The organism is Salinivibrio proteolyticus (assembly GCF_027286365.1).
In the GTDB taxonomy this organism is placed as follows: Bacteria; Pseudomonadota; Gammaproteobacteria; order Enterobacterales; family Vibrionaceae; genus Salinivibrio; species Salinivibrio proteolyticus.
Genome location: NZ_CP114584.1, coordinates 1,931,240 through 1,951,076 on the forward strand (window position 1 = coordinate 1,931,240; position 19,837 = coordinate 1,951,076).

General features: G+C 51.5%; 17 protein-coding genes. 10 read left to right on the forward strand and 7 right to left on the reverse strand.

The annotated features are described in order from the left end of the window. From N7E60_RS09230 to gspS2, 10 genes are all read left to right on the forward strand, one after another. On the forward strand, window positions 1-1,029 hold the full coding sequence (locus N7E60_RS09230; RefSeq protein WP_269597273.1) for an ABC transporter permease: 1,029 nt from the start codon (window positions 1-3) through the stop codon (window positions 1,027-1,029). Further along, entirely contained in the window at window positions 1,026-2,012 is a 987-nt protein-coding gene (locus N7E60_RS09235; RefSeq protein WP_046075426.1) for an ABC transporter ATP-binding protein, read from the forward strand. The genes N7E60_RS09230 and N7E60_RS09235 overlap by 4 nt, the downstream gene beginning before the upstream one ends. A 27-nt stretch (window positions 2,013-2,039) precedes the next feature. Next, window positions 2,040-3,035: an ABC transporter ATP-binding protein gene (locus tag N7E60_RS09240; RefSeq protein WP_269597274.1), complete on the forward strand. Its 996-nt coding sequence runs from the start codon at window positions 2,040-2,042 to the stop codon at window positions 3,033-3,035. 20 nt (window positions 3,036-3,055) lie between these two features. Beyond that, window positions 3,056-5,083, forward strand: a complete 2,028-nt coding sequence (locus N7E60_RS09245) for a glycoside hydrolase family 9 protein (protein WP_269597275.1) — start codon at window positions 3,056-3,058, stop codon at window positions 5,081-5,083. Next, window positions 5,083-7,047, forward strand: coding sequence for a beta-N-acetylhexosaminidase (locus N7E60_RS09250; protein WP_269597276.1), 1,965 nt, complete (start codon window positions 5,083-5,085; stop codon window positions 7,045-7,047). Before N7E60_RS09245 ends, N7E60_RS09250 begins: the two co-directional genes overlap by 1 nt. A 109-nt stretch (window positions 7,048-7,156) precedes the next feature. Beyond that, window positions 7,157-7,924, forward strand: a complete 768-nt coding sequence (gene miaE, locus N7E60_RS09255) for a tRNA isopentenyl-2-thiomethyl-A-37 hydroxylase MiaE (RefSeq protein WP_269597277.1) — start codon at window positions 7,157-7,159, stop codon at window positions 7,922-7,924. Window positions 7,925-8,299: 375 nt separating this feature from the next. After that, complete coding sequence (locus N7E60_RS09260; protein ID WP_269597278.1) at window positions 8,300-9,250, forward strand: transposase; 951 nt, start codon at window positions 8,300-8,302, stop codon at window positions 9,248-9,250. A 422-nt stretch (window positions 9,251-9,672) separates the two neighbouring features. Continuing rightward, a complete protein-coding gene (locus N7E60_RS09265) occupies window positions 9,673-11,796 on the forward strand; it encodes a plasmid pRiA4b ORF-3 family protein (protein WP_269597279.1) in 2,124 nt (707 codons plus the stop codon). 128 nt (window positions 11,797-11,924) lie between these two features. Beyond that, window positions 11,925-12,236, forward strand: a complete 312-nt coding sequence (locus N7E60_RS09270; protein ID WP_069589532.1) for a YciI family protein — start codon at window positions 11,925-11,927, stop codon at window positions 12,234-12,236. Beyond that, window positions 12,236-12,613, forward strand: a complete 378-nt coding sequence (gene gspS2, locus N7E60_RS09275) for a type II secretion system pilot lipoprotein GspS-beta (RefSeq protein ID WP_269597280.1) — start codon at window positions 12,236-12,238, stop codon at window positions 12,611-12,613. The genes N7E60_RS09270 and gspS2 overlap by 1 nt, the downstream gene beginning before the upstream one ends. On the opposite strand, the gene N7E60_RS09280 is transcribed toward gspS2, so the two are convergent. From N7E60_RS09280 to rbsD, 7 genes are all read right to left on the reverse strand, one after another. Beyond that, entirely contained in the window at window positions 12,606-13,274 is a 669-nt protein-coding gene (locus N7E60_RS09280) for a TIGR01621 family pseudouridine synthase (RefSeq protein ID WP_269598570.1), read from the reverse strand. The genes gspS2 and N7E60_RS09280 overlap by 8 nt on opposite strands. Before the next feature lie 215 nt (window positions 13,275-13,489). After that, entirely contained in the window at window positions 13,490-14,494 is a 1,005-nt protein-coding gene (locus N7E60_RS09285) for a substrate-binding domain-containing protein (protein WP_269597282.1), read from the reverse strand. 34 nt (window positions 14,495-14,528) lie between these two features. Beyond that, window positions 14,529-15,458, reverse strand: coding sequence for a ribokinase (rbsK, locus tag N7E60_RS09290; protein ID WP_269597283.1), 930 nt, complete (start codon window positions 15,456-15,458; stop codon window positions 14,529-14,531). 82 nt (window positions 15,459-15,540) lie between these two features. Then, complete coding sequence (gene rbsB / locus N7E60_RS09295) at window positions 15,541-16,434, reverse strand: ribose ABC transporter substrate-binding protein RbsB (protein ID WP_269597284.1); 894 nt, start codon at window positions 16,432-16,434, stop codon at window positions 15,541-15,543. 164 nt (window positions 16,435-16,598) lie between these two features. After that, a complete protein-coding gene (gene rbsC, locus N7E60_RS09300) occupies window positions 16,599-17,588 on the reverse strand; it encodes a ribose ABC transporter permease (protein ID WP_269597285.1) in 990 nt (329 codons plus the stop codon). Further along, complete coding sequence (rbsA, locus tag N7E60_RS09305; protein ID WP_269597286.1) at window positions 17,585-19,090, reverse strand: ribose ABC transporter ATP-binding protein RbsA; 1,506 nt, start codon at window positions 19,088-19,090, stop codon at window positions 17,585-17,587. The genes rbsC and rbsA overlap by 4 nt, the downstream gene beginning before the upstream one ends. A 23-nt stretch (window positions 19,091-19,113) precedes the next feature. Beyond that, window positions 19,114-19,533 carry a D-ribose pyranase gene (gene rbsD / locus N7E60_RS09310; RefSeq protein ID WP_269597287.1) on the reverse strand — a complete coding sequence of 140 codons (420 nt, stop codon included), beginning with the start codon at window positions 19,531-19,533 and terminating at the stop codon, window positions 19,114-19,116. Between the last annotated feature and the right edge of the window lie 304 nt (window positions 19,534-19,837).

A 19,837-nucleotide genomic window follows, 5' to 3' on the forward strand; every position in this document is an offset into this window, starting at 1 on the left:
ATGAAAGATCTCCTCACGCTTATCGTGCGCAATAAGATTGCCCGCGCCGGTTCGATCATTGTTGGCTTGTTTATTTTGATGGCGGTCTTCGCGCCGTTGTTGACCCAGCATGCGCCAGACAAACGCACCGGCAATCCGCATGAATACCCAAGCTTTGTGGTTAAAGCCGCACAAGCCAACCCAGATGGCTGGGTCGCCACCCACTTAGCAGACCATCCTCGTACCTTGCTAATGTCAAAAGACGCGGAGCATGCCCTCGGCACTACCCGTATGGGCCGCGATGTCTGGTCCCAGTTAGTGCATGGCGCCCGTGTTTCGTTAGCGGTGGGTTTTGGGGCCGGCATCACCGTGTGTGTGCTCGCCACCTTAATCGGCATTACCGCCGGCTATTTAGGCGGTTGGGTTGACGATGTGCTCACCGCCGCAATGAACATTATGTTGGTGATCCCGCAATACCCACTCCTGTTCGTGCTCGCCGCGTTTATCGGCGAAGCCGGACCGCTGACGATCGCCATCATTATTGGCTGTACCTCCTGGGCTTGGGGAGCACGAGTGGTTCGCTCACAAACCCTTGCCCTGCGCGAAAAAGAGTTCGTGAAAGCCGCCGAAGTGCTGGGGGAATCGCGCTTTCGTATCACCTTTGTCGAGATCTTGCCTAATCTCGTGCCCATTGTTGGCGCTAGCTTTATTGGCTCGGTGATGTATGCCATTGCCATGGAGTCGATTATCTCTTTCTTAGGCCTTGGCGATCCCAACACCATCAGCTGGGGGATCATGCTCTACAACGTACAAACCTCCTCATCCATGCTGATCGGCGCTTGGTGGGAGCTGCTCGCGCCTTGTATTGCGCTGACCTTACTGGTGACGGGGCTTGCGTTACTCAACTTCGCGGTGGATGAAATTGCCAACCCGCAATTACGTGCGCAAAAAGGGATGAAGCGCTGGAAAAAACTCAGCCAGCAAGAAAAGAAAGCCCGCGACGAGAATCCCGTTGCCGAACACATGCTGATCAGTGGAGATAAATCATGAGTCGCACCCCACTTATCTCAATCCGTGACCTGTGCGTCGACTACATTACTGATGCTGGTGATGTCCGAGCCTGCGATCACGTCAGTTTTGACATTGCCCCCGGTGAAGTATTCGGCCTGGCTGGCGAATCGGGATGCGGTAAATCCACCGTTGCCTTTTCGCTGATGCGTCTGCATAAGCCACCTGCCTTTATCACCGGCGGCGAAGTCATCTTTAACGGCGAGAATATCCTCGATTACAGCGACGCTCGGATGCGCGACTTTCGCTGGCGCGAGATGTCGATGGTGTTTCAAAGCGCCATGAATGCCCTCAATCCAGTGCTGACGCTCGAAGAACAGTTTTGCGATGTACTGATGCGCCACACCAACTTGACCCGCAAACAAGCGGTGAAGCGGGCTCAAGGCTTGCTAGAAATTGTCGATATTCATCCCAGCCGTCTGACCGATTATCCGCATCAGTTTTCGGGCGGGATGCGTCAACGCTTGGTAATTGCCATTGCACTGGCCCTCAACCCGAAAATGATCATCATGGATGAGCCCACCACAGCATTAGATGTGGTGGTGCAGCGTGAGATCTTGCAAAAAATCTACGCGTTAAAAGAAGAGTTTGGCTTTTCGATTCTGTTTATCACCCATGATTTATCGCTCATGGTCGAGTTTTCCGATCGGATTGGGATCATGTATTCCGGTGAGCTGATTGAGGTCGCGCCGTCCAAACAGGTGCTCAACAACCCCTACCACCCTTACACCGAAGGACTGGGCAGCTCATTCCCCTCACTCACCGGACCTAAGCGCCAGCTCACTGGGATCCCAGGCAACCCGCTCAACTTGCTCGAAATCCCGACCGGTTGCCGCTTTCAAGCGCGCTGTGCTCAGGTGCATGAGCGGTGTCGAACCACGCAAACGGCGCTGCGCCAAATCGAACCGGGCCGGTATTCCAACTGCCATCTATACGGCGAGCCCATCGCCCAACAAAAACTCTAATAACGCGCCAATGTGAGGAAGTCAGTGATGAGTACAGGTCTTGGAGAACTGCTGGTTGAAGGGAAAAACGTGGTGAAAGATTTCCCCATTAACAGCCACGCCCTTAAACAACCCATGATGCGAGCGATCAATGATGTCTCGTTCAAAATGTACAAAGGCCGTGGACTTGCCGTGGTGGGTGAGTCGGGCTCGGGAAAATCAACCACCGCGAAAATGATTGCAAAAATGTACGCCCCGACCGACGGCTGCATTGAATACCGGGGCCGCGATATCACCACCATTAAAAAACGTGATGAGCTGATGCGCTATCGCGAAGGCCTGCAAATGGTCTGGCAAGATCCCTTTGGCTCGCTCAACCCCACCCATAATGTGTTTCACCATATTGCGCGTCCGTTATTGATCCACAAAAAAGTCGCCAAGCGCGATAAAGCGCAGTTGAAAGAGCGGGTGTTCGAGCTGCTCGAGCAAGTGGGCCTCACTCCAGCCAAAGAAACGGCGGAGAAATTCCCCCACCAGCTGTCGGGCGGCCAGCGTCAGAGAATAAATCTAGCACGTAACATCGCCGTGGGCGCGGAAGTGGTACTTGCCGACGAGCCAACCTCGATGCTGGATGTGTCGATTCGTGCCGGTGTGCTTAACCTCATGGAAGAGATGAAAGTGGAGAAGCAAATGTCGCTGCTCTACATCACCCATGACATCGCCACCGCGCGCTACATTGCCGAAGACTTGGCAGTGATGTACGTCGGCCATATGGTCGAATGGGGAGACACCGAAGAGATTATTCATCATCCCCAACACCCTTATACCCAGTTGTTGGTCTCGGCCGTGCCCGACCCCAGCAAATCCATTCATGAAGAATTAAAGGGCAACAAGGGTGAGATCCCACTGTGGACACCAGATTCCGTCGGCTGCCCTTTTTCCGGCCGCTGCCCGCATGCCACCGCTAAATGCACCGAGCAGCTACCCGGCGTGACCAAGCTCGCCGACAACCACTACGTGCGCTGCTATTTGTACGAGCAATAGCGACCAATAAGGATACCATCATGCAAGTGCTGACCAATCACATTGGCTACTCGTTACGCGGAGACAAATGCGCGGTGATCGTCAGTGACAGCGACCGCCTCACCGGCACGCCCGTGGCACTGATTTCTCTGCCTCCTCTTAAGGGGACAGGCACATTTAGCACTGCCGGTAAAACTGCCTCCTCTTCTGGGGACAGGCACTTTAACGATGCCGCAGAACATGCAGAAAAAAGCGAGAATCTTACCGGGACAGACACTTTTGTTGTTGAGACAGACGCAGTATCACTCGATAACGTGGTCGCGCAGTTTGAATTACACCAAGGAACACAGTTAAACAACTGGCAGATGGGCACAGCTTATACCCTCGATTTTTCTGCCTTTGCGCATCGCGGACGCTATCAACTCGTGCTGTTAACAGACACACCGGTATATTCCCATCCGTTTGAGATAAGGGACAATTGCCTGTTTCACACTACGTTTTCCGATCTGCTCCATTACTTTAAATCGCAGCGGTGTAGCGGCATCTATGAACACGCGGATCAGCACGCTAAGGTATTCGGCTCTGATGAACGTGTGGATGTATCCGGCGGTTGGTACGATGCCTCTGGCGATGTGAGCAAATACCTGAGCCACCTTTCCTATGCCAATTACTTTAATCCGCAACAAATCCCGCTGTTGGCTTGGGGGCTGGCCGATCTTGCCAGCCAACTTAGCTCGGACACGCTGCCCGCGTTTATGCGTACGCGATTAGCCGATGAAGCGAAACACGGCGCCGATTTTCTTCTCCGTATGCAACACCCCAGTGGCTTCTTTTACATGACGGTGTTTGATCAATGGTCGAAAGATCCGGAGCGCCGCACCCTTTGCGCTTATGAGACGCAAGATGGCGTGATGCGTGAGGCTTACCAAGCCGGTTTTCGTCAAGGCGGCGGCATGGCGATTGCTGCCCTTGCCGCCGCAAGCCGAGCCCCGCTTTGCGCCGAGCCAGACCAACAAACACACTATTTAGACGCCGCCATTCGCGGCTACTGGCATTTGGTTGAACATAACCATCATTACATTGATGACGGTGAGCCAAACATTATTGACGAAACCTGCGCCCTTCTCGCCGCATGCGAGTTACATCACGCCACTCGGCAATCTACCGAGGAGCAATCTACCGGGCAATCTACCGGGGACAGTCACGCTTATTTAATGGGACAGGCACCTTTAGGTTCTGGGGACAGACACATTAGTGCGAACGGTGCCTGTCCCTTCTTGAGCGGTCCCTTCTTGAGCGGTCCCTTCTTGAGCGAGGCTCGAGGCTGGATGCAAAAGCTGGTCGCACGGCAACGCAGTGATGAAACTTGCCAGTACTATTGGTCAGCAAATGCTGATGGGAGCCGCCCCTTTTACCATGCCGCCGATGCGGGTCTACCCGGGTTGGCATTAGTTCGCTACCTCGATGTGGAAACCGACCCCAGCCATCAGGCTATCGCACAAACAGCCCTGGAACGCGCCTGCCAGTTTGAGCTCAACCTAACACAAACCGCCGATAATCCATTCGCATATCCGCGTCAGTACGTCAAACCCGTCGATGGCGTTAAACAGGTGCGTCACTTTATTCCTCACCACAATGAAACCGGCTATTGGTGGCAAGGCGAGAATGCACGCTTGGGGTCACTGGCGACCTTTGCATGTCATGCCACGCGCCATATTCAAGACGATGCGCTAAATGCTGCTCTCCACACCTTTAGCCAACGGGCGCTTAATTGGATCCTCGGTTTAAACCCATTTGATATCTGTATGCTCGATGGACATGGCCACAACAACCCAGATTACCTACCGCACTTGGGCTTTTTTAATGCCAAAGGGGGGATCTGCAATGGCATTACCTCAGGAATGGAGGATGAAACACAGATTGCATTCAACCCCGCACCATATTGCGATGATATGGCGCAAAACTGGCGATGGGGCGAGCAGTGGTTGCCACATGCAAGCTGGTTTATGCTCGCCATCAGTGCGCAAACACTGATTGGCAACGGCCACTCGAACAAGGAGAACGCGTGATGACTTACCGCCTCGATCTTAGTGTGATCAACGAGTATCCCAATGACACCCCACCACGTAGTCGAATGGGGTTAACCTTGCATAATCTCACCGACCGTTCGTTGGAAGCGCTATCCATTGCGGTACTGTTTGATCGCTTCATCAACCCCAATACCCTGTCACAAGGCAGTATTGAGCAAGTTGGCAGCTATTGCGTCATCACACCGGCGCATCAAACTCTCGATGCCAATCAAAGCTTATACATCGAGTTTGATGCCCACACGCCGCCATTGCGGTTTCTTTGTGCGGGCTTTAAAGATGCACTGCTCTATGCCAATGGCGAGCAATATTCAGTGATGCTCACCCCCATTAACTTGACGCATACTCATACCACACGATCAACGATTCCAGATGTTCATCCCGCCGAGCACGCCATTATTCCGGTGCCCAAATCGGTGCGCCACCAGCCAGGATACTTTACGCTTTCACCCACAACACCGTTAATCGCGGTGGATTCACAGGCCCTTCCCGCCGCGCAGTGGCTAAGCAACGAATGGGTTCGTATGTATCCGCAAGCTGATATTGCACTCGACCCACGCCACCAAGATGCGGTCACTGGCGATCATGCCATTATCTTACGGCCTTTACCCGACTCTGCACTTCGAGATATCACACACCGTGATGAGGCCTATCAGCTCACCGTCACCGACCAAGGCGTGGTGATCCAAGCCTGTGCTGAACGCGGGTTTATTCACGGCTGCGCATCGCTGTTACAACTTTGCCAAGAGCAAAACACACAGCTTCGAATACCGGCAATAAAAATCAGCGATGCACCACGCTTTGCTTACCGAGGGATGATGCTCGATTGCGCGCGCCATTTTCATTCGGTGGACACGGTAAAGCGACTGATTAACCAGCTAGCCTATTTTAAGTTCAATACCTTTCACTGGCATTTAACCGACGATGAAGGCTGGCGACTGGAGATTAAAGCCCTGCCTGAATTGACGCGCTATGGGAGTCAACGCGGCCCCAATACCCGCCTTGCCCCGCAATTCAGCCATATTGCAGAACGTCACGAAGGTTATTATCGCCAAGAAGACGTACGTGCCGTGATTGAATACGCCGCAGCCCGCGGTATTACCGTCATTCCAGAAATTGATATTCCCGGTCACTGTCGCGCAGCCATCAAAGCACTGCCTGATTGGCTACACGATGCCGACGACCGCTCTACTTACCGCAGCGTACAACACTACACCGATAACGTATTATCGCCAGCCCTCGATGGCACGTATCGATTTTTAGATACGGTATTAAGTGAAGTCGCCGAGCTTTTCCCCGCCTCATGGGTTCATATTGGTGCCGATGAAGTCCCTGACGGGGTATGGACCGATAGCCCAATTTATCGGGACAGGCGCATGAACGGAGAAACGACCGCTTCGCTACAGGGACAGATACTGACCTATGCGGAGCAAAAGCTTCGCGCCTTGGGCAAACGTATGGTTGGCTGGGAAGAAGTGCAGCACGGCGATAAAGTCAGCAAAAACACCGTGATCTATTCATGGCAAAGCGAAGACGCCGCATTGCATTGTGCGCAGCATGGGTTTGATGTGATTTTAACCCCGGGTCAAGCGACCTATCTCGATATGGTGCAAGATTATGCTGCCACCGAGCCCGGGCTCGACTGGGCGGGCGTCACACCATTAGAAAAAGCCTACCAATATGAGCCGCTAGCAAGCCTCGCCAGTGATGACCCAGCTCGTGAGCATATGCTAGGCGTACAATGTGCACTCTGGAGTGAACTGATCACTAATCAGGACAGGCTCGATTATATGGTGTTTCCAAGGCTTACCGCCATTGCAGAAGCGGCCTGGAGCCACAGTGAGCGCCGTGACTGGCTCGATTATCTGGCCAGACTCAAAGCGCAATTACCGCGTTTAGACAAGTTCGGTATTCAATACCGTTCCCCTTGGGCATCGAACAAGTAGGCCGAATTCGCCCACCTGGCAGTGCCTCCTGCGCTGCCAGCTCTTTGCGCTCGCATCCCATCTGTTTATAATGCCCAGCCATTGTTGTCAGTCTGAGAGTGTTTCCGGCATGCTACGCCAAGAAATTAATACCCTACTCACCCCTATTCATGGTTTTCTGCACTGTCAAACCCCCGACAGTTGGATTGACGCGGCCATTCAGCCTGACAATCAATCGATTCTTTTGCGCGATCACGCAAACTGCGAATTAAAAGCCAGCCAAACCGCGATGTGGCTGATCCGTAAATATGCAGTCGACGCGGCGAGTGGCGAGCAACTGCTGGCATGGGCCAAACCCTATGAAGACTTTGTTTATCGCCGCATTCGCGATGGGATCTTCCACGCGCGCAAAAACGGCCTCAGCGCGCCTTTAACCCCTAAAGCCGGCTTTGCCCACGGCCAAGCCTTGATTGATAAAATGGTCCGGTTAATCAAAGAAGAGTTTCATCATTTTGAGCAAGTGATTGAAATCATGGACGCACGCGGTATTCCTTATCAACCGTTAGAAGCAGGTCGCTACGCCAAAGGATTAATGCGCGCGGCACGTACTCACGAACCGGCAACCTTGGTCGATAAACTGATTATTGGCGCCTACATTGAAGCACGTTCCTGCGAGCGCTTTGCCAAAGTCGCCCCACACCTCGATGATGAACTACAAAAGTTCTACATCTCGCTACTGCGCTCGGAAGCACGCCATTATCAAGATTACCTGACGCTCGCAGAAACCATCGCCGGCGAAGACATTCGCGACCGCATTCAAGCCATCGGCGAGCGCGAAGCCGAGTTGATCCAAGCGCCCGACAACCAATTCCGCTTTCACAGCGGCGCCCCTGCCTAACTTCTTATGGCAGCTTCTCTTTGTGGGGACAGGCACTTTTATTCAACGTGATTTCCTGTGGGGATTTCCTGCGGGGACAGGCACCTTTACACATGTCCCTACTAAGTTTCCTTTCCAGGGACAGGCACTTTTAGTTTTCGCCGGATACAAACACCTCTTGGTGACTGTCCTGGTAGTTTGCTTTATAGCTCGCCTGTCCCCGTTGTTTACTTTGTCCCCGTTGTTTACTAATCGGGACAGACGCCTTTAGTAACTAACCAATCTCACAGTTACAGTATTTCTTGTACTGTCACGAAAAACCAGGCCAGAAAAGATGATGGCTGTTCATTTATACAGTACCTTTTACATATACCCATATACCAAAAGGGACTGACGATGACCAAAGCTCGCGCATCTTTAGTGAACCTATCAGCCACACCCTATTATCATTGCGTCTCACGCTGCGTGCGCCGCTCTTTCCTGTGCGGCTATGATGCTCAGTCGCAAAAAAGCTATGAGCATCGTCGCGCATGGATAGAAACGCGTTTACTTACACTAGCCAAAGCTTTTTGCATCGATATCTGCGCTTACGCCATTATGAGCAATCACTATCACGTTGTCCTACATATCAATGCAAAAGCCGCCCAATCCCTGACAAATACCGACGTTATCGACCGCTGGCTAGCCTTTCACCAGGCTCCGGTACTCATCCAGCGTTTTCGTCAGGGAGAATCCCTCTCCAAATCGGAGTACAAAGCGTGCTGTCGGATCATTGAGAACTGGCGCGAACGTTTGATGTCTGTCAGCTGGTTTATGAAGCTGCTTAATCAATATATTTCGACGCAAGCGAACCGAGAGGATCAATGTTCAGGGCATTTTTGGGAGGGACGCTTTAAAAGTCAGGCCTTGTTGGATGACAAAGCTCTTGCTGCGGCAATGGCCTATGTCGATTTAAACCCCGTGAGAGCAGGTATCGCCAAACAGCCCAAGCATTCGAATTATACATCGATAAAAAAGCGACTTGAATCACTCGAGCAAAATAAAGCGACCCCAGCAGGCTTATTCGCCTTTGCAGGAAATCCGAGGAAATCTATGCCCGACGGCATTCCGTTTCGGCTAATGGACTATTTAGCACTTGTTGAATGGACCTGCCACAAGAGACAAGACGCGGGCTCAAATCAGCGGCCTCCCCTACTCACACAGCTGAATATGTCGAGTGAAACCTGGCTGGCCACATGCGCTCGTTTAGAGTGCGGAAATGTTGTGGGCTCACTGTCGAGTATCCAAGCCGTATTACCGACACTGGGCCTAAAACGCATGACAGGCGTCATGATCCCAAATCGTTGAGGCTAGCACTAAAACACGCATCAATGCGTAAGGGAATCGTCATACTAGCCCGAAAATCTACCCTACCCAATAAGCCAGCACCATTATAAACACGAACAAAACACCTACCGCTTTTAAGAGCGGCTTTAGCCCTTTAGCTCCACCTTCCGGGGGTTGATTACAACATCCCATATTATCTCCTGACCGTTTTCCCAGAAGAATAAGCCTTCCAGTAACAGGAAGGTAAAGAGACATTCAGGTTTGATTTTAGAGCTTGTTGGGACAGGCACATTCGCAATACTGATAATTGTCCCAGATGGCTCGGTTCGATCGATACCAGACATATCAGACGTACCATGTCTGTCCCAACAAAAAGCAGTCGTGTTTCAGAGTGATTTTTTGTACGCTTAAACAATTAATTAATCTCAACCTAGGCCAAGAACATGGAACTTCCACCGTCTGCGCAAGCGCTCCTTGAGGCTATCCAACACTACACGCCCATCACCGATATCAGCGCAGATCAACGTCAGTTGATAAATGGTTCACCAGAGTCGTTTATTGCCGCGCTACCGATTGGTCTATCACTATCAACGACATTCGACGAAAGCCAAGAGGAGCTTTTTGTCGATTACTTTTCACAAATGGCCAATGACCTACGTATTTATTCGCGTAGTAATGACGTCTCTGAAATCATCAATATCGCGAATGAAATACTCACTAACGCACTTGAGCTAGACGATGCTCAAATTAACTTGATGCTCACCAGAGAAATCATCAGATGCATGAAACACCTTAAACTGCATGTCGACGATGCGATCATTATGAAAGTGCGTGAGCGCAGTCAGCAGCCGATCACTAAGCAACAAGAACAATTGGCACAAGACCCTGAAAAGGTTACCGAGAATCTTGTCGCTGACCTCAATAAATTTGGCGTCGACACTGGGCTTGCTTTTTGTCAGTTTGTGGGCGGTGAGCTTATCTTTTTCACCGAACAGGAGGTTCAAGGGCTGCTCACGATGATGAGCCGTCAACCTTGGTCAATTGATGCGCTTTTGCTTTTGAGCCTCAATCCCGAGCCTAAAGTCGCCGACAGCGCAGCGAGTGTACTCAGTAGCCTTCCAGCAAAAAGATGGGAGTCCCTTGGTCAGCGTCAATACCTGACCCTAATCCAGCGCTTTGGTCACGATAGCGTAAAAAATCACCTACCAGCGTGGCAAAAGTCAGCCATGCAATACAGCAAACAAGCAGAACAACATCAAGTGACCGAGCTTTACCTGTCCTATCCAGACGGCAACCATGCCATACTATTTAACGGACTGCTCATCGACCCAACGACTAAAAATGCACACGTATTCGGTGGCGTTTTTCGCTTAGGTTTCGGTTTAGTGGATAGCTATTTTGATACCAATCCCGTCGACACTGTGCAATATAAAAAAATGACCGCAGAAATGGACACCGCTGTCGACGTCGTTCAATGCCATCCCAATATATTGCGACACATACTTTGTTGGGCCCTGGACGAACAGCATGAGGTCCTCGATCCTGACACGCTACATATGTTGGCGCTTCTCCCGTCCCAATGGACCGAGCCGCAACCGTTCTCATTAGATAAACTCGCCTCCACGTGTGACTTCCCAGGAGAACATCCCGACGCGATAGCGCGAGGACATCGATCCAGCAAACTGTTAGTCAATACCCCATTGATAGAGACATGGACGATCGCTGAATCGATCGACCCAGCCCTGGAGAGCATACGCAAAGTCCGGAACCGCTATTATCTCGAACACCCTGACCCCTATATCAAAGCACTCGCGTTGAGTGGGCTAATCACGCATTACAGCAAACAAGAAAGCACACCGTTCTCACCGAGCAACCTATTTATATTTGCCGCAGCGTATGCGTTGCAAGCACCTGATCGCATGAGAAAAACCTTTCCGCTTTTCGACCAACTCACAGAGCTGAGTATACAACAGCAAGCGGAGTATCACCCGATGGCGCACGGCCCGCAGGAAATAGAACGCCCCCAAGGCATCGTACTGCACATTGAGCTCGATAATAGCCGTCCCAAAATATGGCGCCGTTTTACCATTTCAAACGCCTTACCTTTTATCGCGCTACACGATTACATTCAGGCTATTATGGGTTGGGAGCACCAACACCTTGCCATGTTCATCACACCCTTTGGTCATATTGACCTTGACGATGAATCCGATACCCAAGCGGCGTATTTACCCATTGGGGCAGTACTGCGAGAACCCGGAGACACCATCGCGTATGTGTATGATTTTGGTGATAACTGGCACCACACCATCACCCTTGAGAAACTGAATACCCGCAATTACACGCAGCCTAAAGTCACGGCAGGTAATGGCGTATGCCCGCCAGAAGATTGCGGCGGTATAGACAGATACAAAGACCTACTCAGACTCTCAAAACGCGCTCCACTCAACGACGATGATCGAGAGATCCTGGACCTCTTTAACATGCAGGACTGGGACGCAAAATTCTTTGATAAGAACGAAGTGAATCAGAGATTAAAAGAAGAAGTACCACCTATTTTCGACTAGGTAGATCGTGGGATAGACACTTTAGATGCTTAAGTGCCTGTCCCCCCAATACACTCACTAATACACTGTACTCAGAAATCTGGACTCTGTATCCTAGTGGTTATTAACATCTAGCAAGGACAATGACGATGTGGTATCTCATCTATTCGCAAGACGTAGAGAACAGCCTACCGCTACGCAAGCAAGCGCGTGACGCACACCTTGAGCGCTTACGCCAACTGGAAAAAGAAAACCGCTTGATGATTGCAGGACCAAACCCTGCCGTTGATAGCGACGAGCCGGGCGAAGCTGGGTTTACGGGGTCGACCGTTATTGCTTGGTTTGAGTCATTATCAGCCGCCCAAGCCTGGGCTGACAAAGACCCTTATGTAGCCGCTGGCGTCTATGCAGACGTGACCGTTAAACCTTTCAAAAAAGTACTTCCTCAGGATCCTGCCTAATGCAATATGTAAAAATACTGATGATGGCCTGCCTGGGGCTAGTGCTCAGTGCCTGTAGTAGCACCCAGCATGATAAAGCCGCAGAAGCCGCAATCCAACGTGCCGACATGATTGCACAGTTACTGCCGATGGATATTGAAGGCTACTCACTGGTTCGCGCTCGTGCGCAAGATGCCATCATCGAGCTGACACTTCTGGAGAAGAATGCCAAAAAAGCACCGGGGCAGCTCTTTTCCGGCTTAAAACGTCGATATTGCGAGGATAACGATATCCGCAGCATGTTAGACATTGGTATCAGCTATACCATTTTGGTTCGCGACACCCGCGGCCGACAAATCCTCAAAAACGCTATCGATGCCCCCGGGTGTGCTAGCTAATTAAGTGCCAAGGCTGCTCCCACTCTACTGGTAAGGCTGGCCACAACTCGCCTTGGCTCGGGGGCAGCACATAGCGATAGCGTGTTTCAGGCTGATCGTCGGAAAAACGACACGTAAATTGCAGTCCATAAGCGTGTAAGTAGCCACGATCGGCAGGCTCGCCGCCATAGTAATCATCACCGATAAGCGGAGAACCAATGCTTTTCATCGCCACGCGAATTTGATGGGTTTTGCCTGTGTAAGGCCGACAGAGGAAAAGTCGCCGCCCCTCACCACCAGCAATAGAGGTAAAACGCGTTCTCGCCGGGTTATCTTTGCTGGCTAACAATTTCCAGCTACCTCGCCGTCCCTTCGTCATATCCCCAACGATCAGCCCCTGCTTCTTACGCGGCTTTTTGGCACTTAATGCCAAATAGAACTTTTCTATCTCGCGCGAAGCAAACAACCCTGAGAGGACAGACGCCGCATGCGAAGAGGTTGCCAGCAGCAGCAAGCCCGATGTCATCTTATCTAACCGATGCACAAGGTAGACTTTCTCAACCCCAATGAGCGCCGCGACCGCCGGCAGCAGTGCCGCGTGATCGGCTTCTTTTTGCACGCTAACGCCGTGGTGCTTGTTGATCACCACAAAGTGTTGGTTTTGGTCGACAATTGAAAACATAACGAGGCGATTTACCGGTTGATCATTGAGGACAGGCATCATAACGGCTTCACCCTTACACCGCTAGGGCAATCATATAAGTGACTGTCCCCCGAGTGTTCAAAAGTGTCTGTCCCGTTAGTTCCGTTAGTTCCGTTAGCTTAAAGTGCCTGTCCCCGATAGCTCCCGATAGCTCCCGATAGCTCCCGATAGCTTAGTTATAGCTCGCCCGGTAGCTATACCCGCTTCACACTCTCGCGCACCACTAACGTTGGCTCGAGCTGCACAGTTTGGCTATCACTTTGAGGGTCATCCAGTTTGTGGAGTAGCGTTTCGACGGCCGCTTGACCGAGACGGTACTTGGGCTGGTGGATGGTGGTCAGGGAGGGCGAGACAAATTTTGCGAGGTGGATGTCATCGTATCCCATGATAGAAAGATCCTCGGGTACCCGAATGCCGAGTGCATTAGCAGCATTGATCGCGCCCATCGCCATCATATCATTGCCTGCAAAAATCGCGCTCGGCAAGGAGCCGCTCGCAGCGATCGCTTGCATGCCTTGATAGCCGCCTTCACACTCAAAGTCCGCTTCTACCATCCAATCAGCGTTCTCAGTAAGTCCAGCATCACGCAGCGCATCTTTAAAGCCTTGAAAACGCCGCTGTGCTTGTTGTTTAAGCAAAGGACCACTGATACAACCAATCTGGCGATGGCCACAGTCAATCAAGTGCTGGGTCGCTAAATAGCCGCCTTGATAGGAATTGTCTTGCATTTTATCGCAGGCAAAATCAATCGGTCCCCAATCCATTACCACCACGGGAATATCCGGATAACGATCAAAGCCTTCAATCCGCTCACCTTCCAAGGTCGAGCACATCAAAATCAAGCCATCGACCCGCTTTTGCAACAGCGTATCAACTGAAGCACGCATACGCTCAGCGTCGCCTTCCGTGTTGCATAAAATCAAACTGTAGCCATTGTGGTAACAGCTGCGCTCGACGCCTTTTACTACCTCGCCAAAAAACGGATTGGTGGAAGTGGTCACCAGCATGCCAAAGGTTTTAGTACGATTCACTTTCAGGCTGCGCGCCAACGCCGACGGAGCGTAATAGTTAAGCTCTTTCGCGGCTTGGTTTACCTTCTCAGCAATGGCCTCACTCACATAACGGGTGTTGTTAATGACATGACTGACCGTCGATGTCGACACGCCCGCCCGTTTGGCAATATCTTTCATGGTCGCCATTTATCGCGCTCCGCTGACTAAGGTAAAATAACGATTAAGCATCTTGGTGGGCCAAAAACGCCTCAACATTTGCACGAGAAGGAATCGAGGTTTGTGCGCCACGCTGAGTTACGGATAATGCCGCCGCGGCATGCGCAAAGCGAATCGCCTGATAAAGTGTCTGTCCCTCTATCAGTCCTGTCACCAATGCTCCATTAAAGGTATCGCCAGCGGCAGTGGTATCGACGGCATCGACACGGAACCCAGGAATAAGCTGGCCCGCTTGTTCGCCTTTTTCACTCAGCCACACGCCTTGTTTGCCGAGGGTGATCATTACAATCCCTACCCCTTTTTCATGGAGCACGTCCGAAGCCGCTTGCGCACTGGCAGTATCAGTTACCGCGATACCGGTCAGGCTTTGGGCTTCTGTTTCATTCGGGGTAATAATATCGACCACGGTGAGAAGCACGTCGCTCAGCGGTGCGGCTGGGGCGGGATTAAGCACCACGTGAGTCTTTGCCGCTTTGGCATGAAACGCCGCCTTTTCGATACCACACATCGGCGTTTCTAACTGCATCAGCAAATAGTCAGCCTCAGCTATTTTGTCGAGATCGGCGGTGATGGTCTCTGCTGTCAAAGCCGCATTGGCTTCTGCCGAAAGCGCAATACTGTTCTCACCTTGATCAGTCACTTGGATCATCGCAATCCCAGTCGGCGTATCAGGCTGTACCTTTATCGCACTGACATCCATCCCCTCTTGCGCGTAAGATTGACGAATATTTTGTCCATATGAGTCATCACCCACGCTGGCGATAAAGGCAACATCGGCACCGCAACGCACCGCCGCGACCGCTTGATTGGCCCCTTTGCCACCGGCAATTACGGCATAATCGTGGCCGTGTAATGTCTCGCCCGGACGCGGAAAGTGAGGGACACGTAAAACATGATCAGCATTGACGCTGCCAAGAACAACCAATCGGCTCATTACTATTCCTTACCGTTTTTAAATCAAAAAAGCACCACCCAGTGCGAACCCGATGGTGCTCACTATACGTTTCCCTGACGGCTTATTCAGCGATCGTTTCTTGGCTAATCACTTTTAGCGGTACAGGGATGTAGCTGTCTACCGACTCGCCTTTCAGCACCTTATCGGCAGTTTCAACACCCAATTCGCCAATCATACCCGGTTGCTGGGCAATAGTGGCTGCCAGTTGACCACGCTCAACGGCCGCAATACCATCTTTGGTGCCATCAAAACCCACAATGGTGACATCTTTGCCTGATGCCTGCACCGCGCGCAACGCGCCAAATGCCATTTCATCGTTTTGGGCGAATACCGCTTCCACATCTGGGTGTGCGGCAAGCAGATTTTCCATCACGTTCAGACCTTTGGTGCGGTCAAAATCCGCCGGCTGACTGGCGAGCAGTTCAACGTCGGTACCTTCAATGGCATCCATAAAGCCTTCACCACGCTCGCGTGCTGCTGACGTGCCAGCAATACCCTCAAGTTGGATCACTTTGGCGCGCTCACCGACTTTGCCGATGATGTATTCCGCCGCCATTTTACTCCCTTGAGCGTTATCAGAAGCAATATGGCTCACCACGTCCCCTCGACTCGCGCCACGGTCTAGGGTGATAACCGGAATGTCCGCGCGATTTGCAATACGAATGGCGTTCGAGACCGCGTCAGAGTCAGTCGGATTAATCAAAATGGCTTTAACGCCACGGATGGTTAAATCCTCCACATTCGATAGCTCTTTACTGGCGTCGTTTTGCGAATCAAGCACCAAGAGCTCATAACCAAGATCTTGCGCTTTCTGCTCCGCACCCTCTTTCATGGTGACAAAAAATGGGTTGTTTAAGGTTGAAACCACGATTGCCATTCTATCTTCCGCTTGCGCACTGATGCTCAGCGTGGACGACAAAAGCGCAGTGGTAATCAAGGTAGTCAGTTTTTTCATGCGTTCAGTCCTTTTGTGTTTGTAGGGTATTGTTTTTAATTGCTAATTCAACAGAAATAAAAGTGTCTGTCCTGTTAACTTAAAGTGTCTGTCCCTCTAACTTAGTCCCGCTAACTTAAAGTGCCTGTCCCAATAAGCTCTGCAAAAAGCGCTGTCTCAAACAGCTATTTGTTTTTGTTATCCACCAGCACGGCGAGCAGAATCACTACCGCTTTGGCAATCATTTGGTAGTAAGACGACACGTCCAGCAAGTTGAGAGCATTGTTCAAAAAGCCGATAATCAGCGCACCAATCAATGTGCCCATGATCTTGCCTTTACCGCCCATCAGGCTGGTGCCGCCCAGCACCACTGCGGCAATCGCATCAAGCTCATAGCCTGTACCGGCAGTCGGTTGTCCGGAGGACAGGCGCGAGGTGACGATGATCCCAGCCAAAGCTGCGAGCATGCCGCAAATGCTGTAAACACCAATTTTAATCCGATCGACATTGATGCCTGACAACCGAGCCGCCGATTCATTGCCACCGAGAGCGTAAATATAACGGCCAAAACGGGTGTGATTAAGCAGATACCAAGCGCCGATAAACACGATAGCCATCAGCCACACGGGGACAGGAATGCCCAACAGGTAGCCGGTACCAAACCAGGCAAAGGCGTCCGCCGTTTCAGTAAAGCCCGCGGAAATAGGTCGGCCATCGGTATACACCATGGTCACGCCACGATAGAGCGTCATTGCGACCAAGGTGGCAATAAATGCCTGCACCTTGCCTTTGGCCACCACGACGCCTGTCATGGCACCAATTGCCGCGCCTGCAAACAAAGCCGTTGGCACAGCCACCAGCACCGGTACTTCGACTGCAATCAAACTCGCGGCAAACGCGCCGCACAGCGCCAACACCGAGCCAACACTCAAGTCTATACCCGCGGTTAAAATCACCAATGTCATCCCCACGGCGATAATGGCGTTCACCGAGGTTTGACGTAGGATGTTAAGCAGGTTGTCGACCATGAAAAAGTTGCTGTTTAAAAATGACATCACCACGATCAGCACCAGCAGGGCAATGAGTGATTTTTGCTCAATCAACCACGCTTTGCTAAACAGGGGTTTGCGTCCACCTTCTGACGGCTGGGACTTATTCATTGCATTTGAGCTCATGCTGCATCCTCATTGGCATCTTTGCCTACCGCACAGGCAAGCAGAGTTTCTTGGTTAGCGTCCTTGGCATCAAATTCACCGCATACGCGGCCTTCGTGCATCACTAAGGTGCGGTCACTCATGCCAAGCACTTCGGGCATTTCTGACGACACCAAGATGATGCTCATGCCCTCGGCTTTAAATTGATTAATTAACTGGTAGATTTCTTTTTTGGCGCCAACATCAACACCGCGCGTCGGCTCGTCCAAGATCAGCACTTTTGGTTTGGTCATCAGCCCTTTGGCGATCGCCACTTTCTGCTGATTCCCGCCCGATAAGTTGCCAATGATTTGGTCACGGCTTGGGGTTTTTATGTTAAACAGACGAATAAAATCATCGACGGCCATCACTTCATCACGCGGCTGGATTTTTCCCCAATGCGTGAGCTTATCGAGTGCACTGAGTGACATGTTGTCTTTCACCGATAAACCCAGCACCAAGCCCTCGCCTTTACGATCTTCAGAGATGTAAACAATCCCATTGGCCAGCGCATCTTGTGGGCTCACGGGGTTAATCACTTTGCCATCCAGTCGAATCGTGCCGGCTTCACGCGGCATGGCGCCATAGATAATCTTCATTAATTCCGTGCGCCCGGCGCCCATCAGGCCCGATATACCCAGAATTTCACTACGGTGCAGCTGAAAACTCACCGCTTCTACCCCGTGACCGCTGACATTTTCCACCTCAAGGCTTATTCCATCAGGGGTGACATCACTTCGTGGGTATTGTTCAGCGAGTTTGCGGCCCACCATCATTTCAATCAGGCCGTCTTCATCGGTATCACTCACGGGACACTCACCAATAAACTTGCCGTCACGTAATACGGTGATCCGATCGCAAATCTCAAAAATTTCTTTTAAACGGTGAGAGATATAAACTATGCCGCAGCCTTGCGCTCGTAGCTCGTTGATCACCGCAAACAGCGAGGCGGTTTCCGTGTCGGTCAAGGCATCGGTCGGCTCATCCATAATGATCACCTGCGACTCAAACGACAGCGCTTTGGCAATTTCCACCATTTGCTGCTCGCCCAAGCTCAGGCTACCAAGTGGCACAGTGCTGCGGGCTTTCACATTTAAACGTGCCAACAGCTTATCGGCTTCTTCCGCCATCTTGTTCCAGTCAATCTTGCCAAACCGGTTAGTAAACTCACGGCCTAAAAAGATGTTCTCTGCAATGGTCAGCTCTGGGATCAAATTGAGCTCTTGGTGAATAATACTGATCCCCGCGTGCTGTGAATCACGCGGACCTTTAAACGAAACCGGCTCGCCTTGATAGTTCACGTCGCCACTGTCGGCGTGATAAATCCCGGTGAGGACCTTCATCAAGGTAGACTTACCCGCGCCGTTCTCGCCGAGTAGCGCCATTACCTCACCGGGATAGACATTTAAGCTCGCCTCATCGAGGGCGCGCACCCCGGGAAAGGTTTTTACGACTTGGCTGAGTTGTAATATAGGTTGCGTCATTGTGGTTACTCACTTAGGCCCACCTAAAAGGTGACACCGGCTTGAAAAATCACATTGGCATAAGGCGTGCACTCTCCGGTGCGCACCACCGCTTTGCTCTGCACCGTGCGTGCTTTAAACGCCTCGTGGCTAATAGTGGTCACAGTGATCGGCTGCTGACGCGCAGCACTCTCTTGCTCTAATCGCGCAAGCAAGGCTTGGTGCAGCGCCGGGCTGGCCGCTGCAAACTCTTCTGCAATCACCACCGACTCAATGCAGGTGTGAGTTAACACCGCGTCGACCGTCTGCATAAAGCTCGGCACCCCTTGGGTTAGCGCCAAATCAATACGCGTCACCGAGCTGGGGATCGGCAGCCCCGCATCACACACCGTCAATTCATCGGTGTGTCCAATTTGGGTTACGAGCCGTGCAAGCTCTGGATGGAGCAAACCATGCTTATTCATTCATCACCTTCTCACTCACGATGGACTTAATCAGCGCTCACTGTGCGCTGGCACGTTTTCTTATGATCAGCGTTTTCCCTCAGGAAAAACGCTATCGAAACGTTTCGATATGGACGAATAATGCAGATGAAAGAAAAGTTTCACCATCTGTAAACATCACAGATGTGAGAAAGATCGACTATTGATATTGGAGTCATTAGCAAAGAGAGAGATAAATCACACAGTCTGTGTTGGCAGTACAGTTTTGCGCGTTGCGGAAAAAGTGAGGTGCCTGTCCCGAGAATATCTTGCGCCCGATAAACGA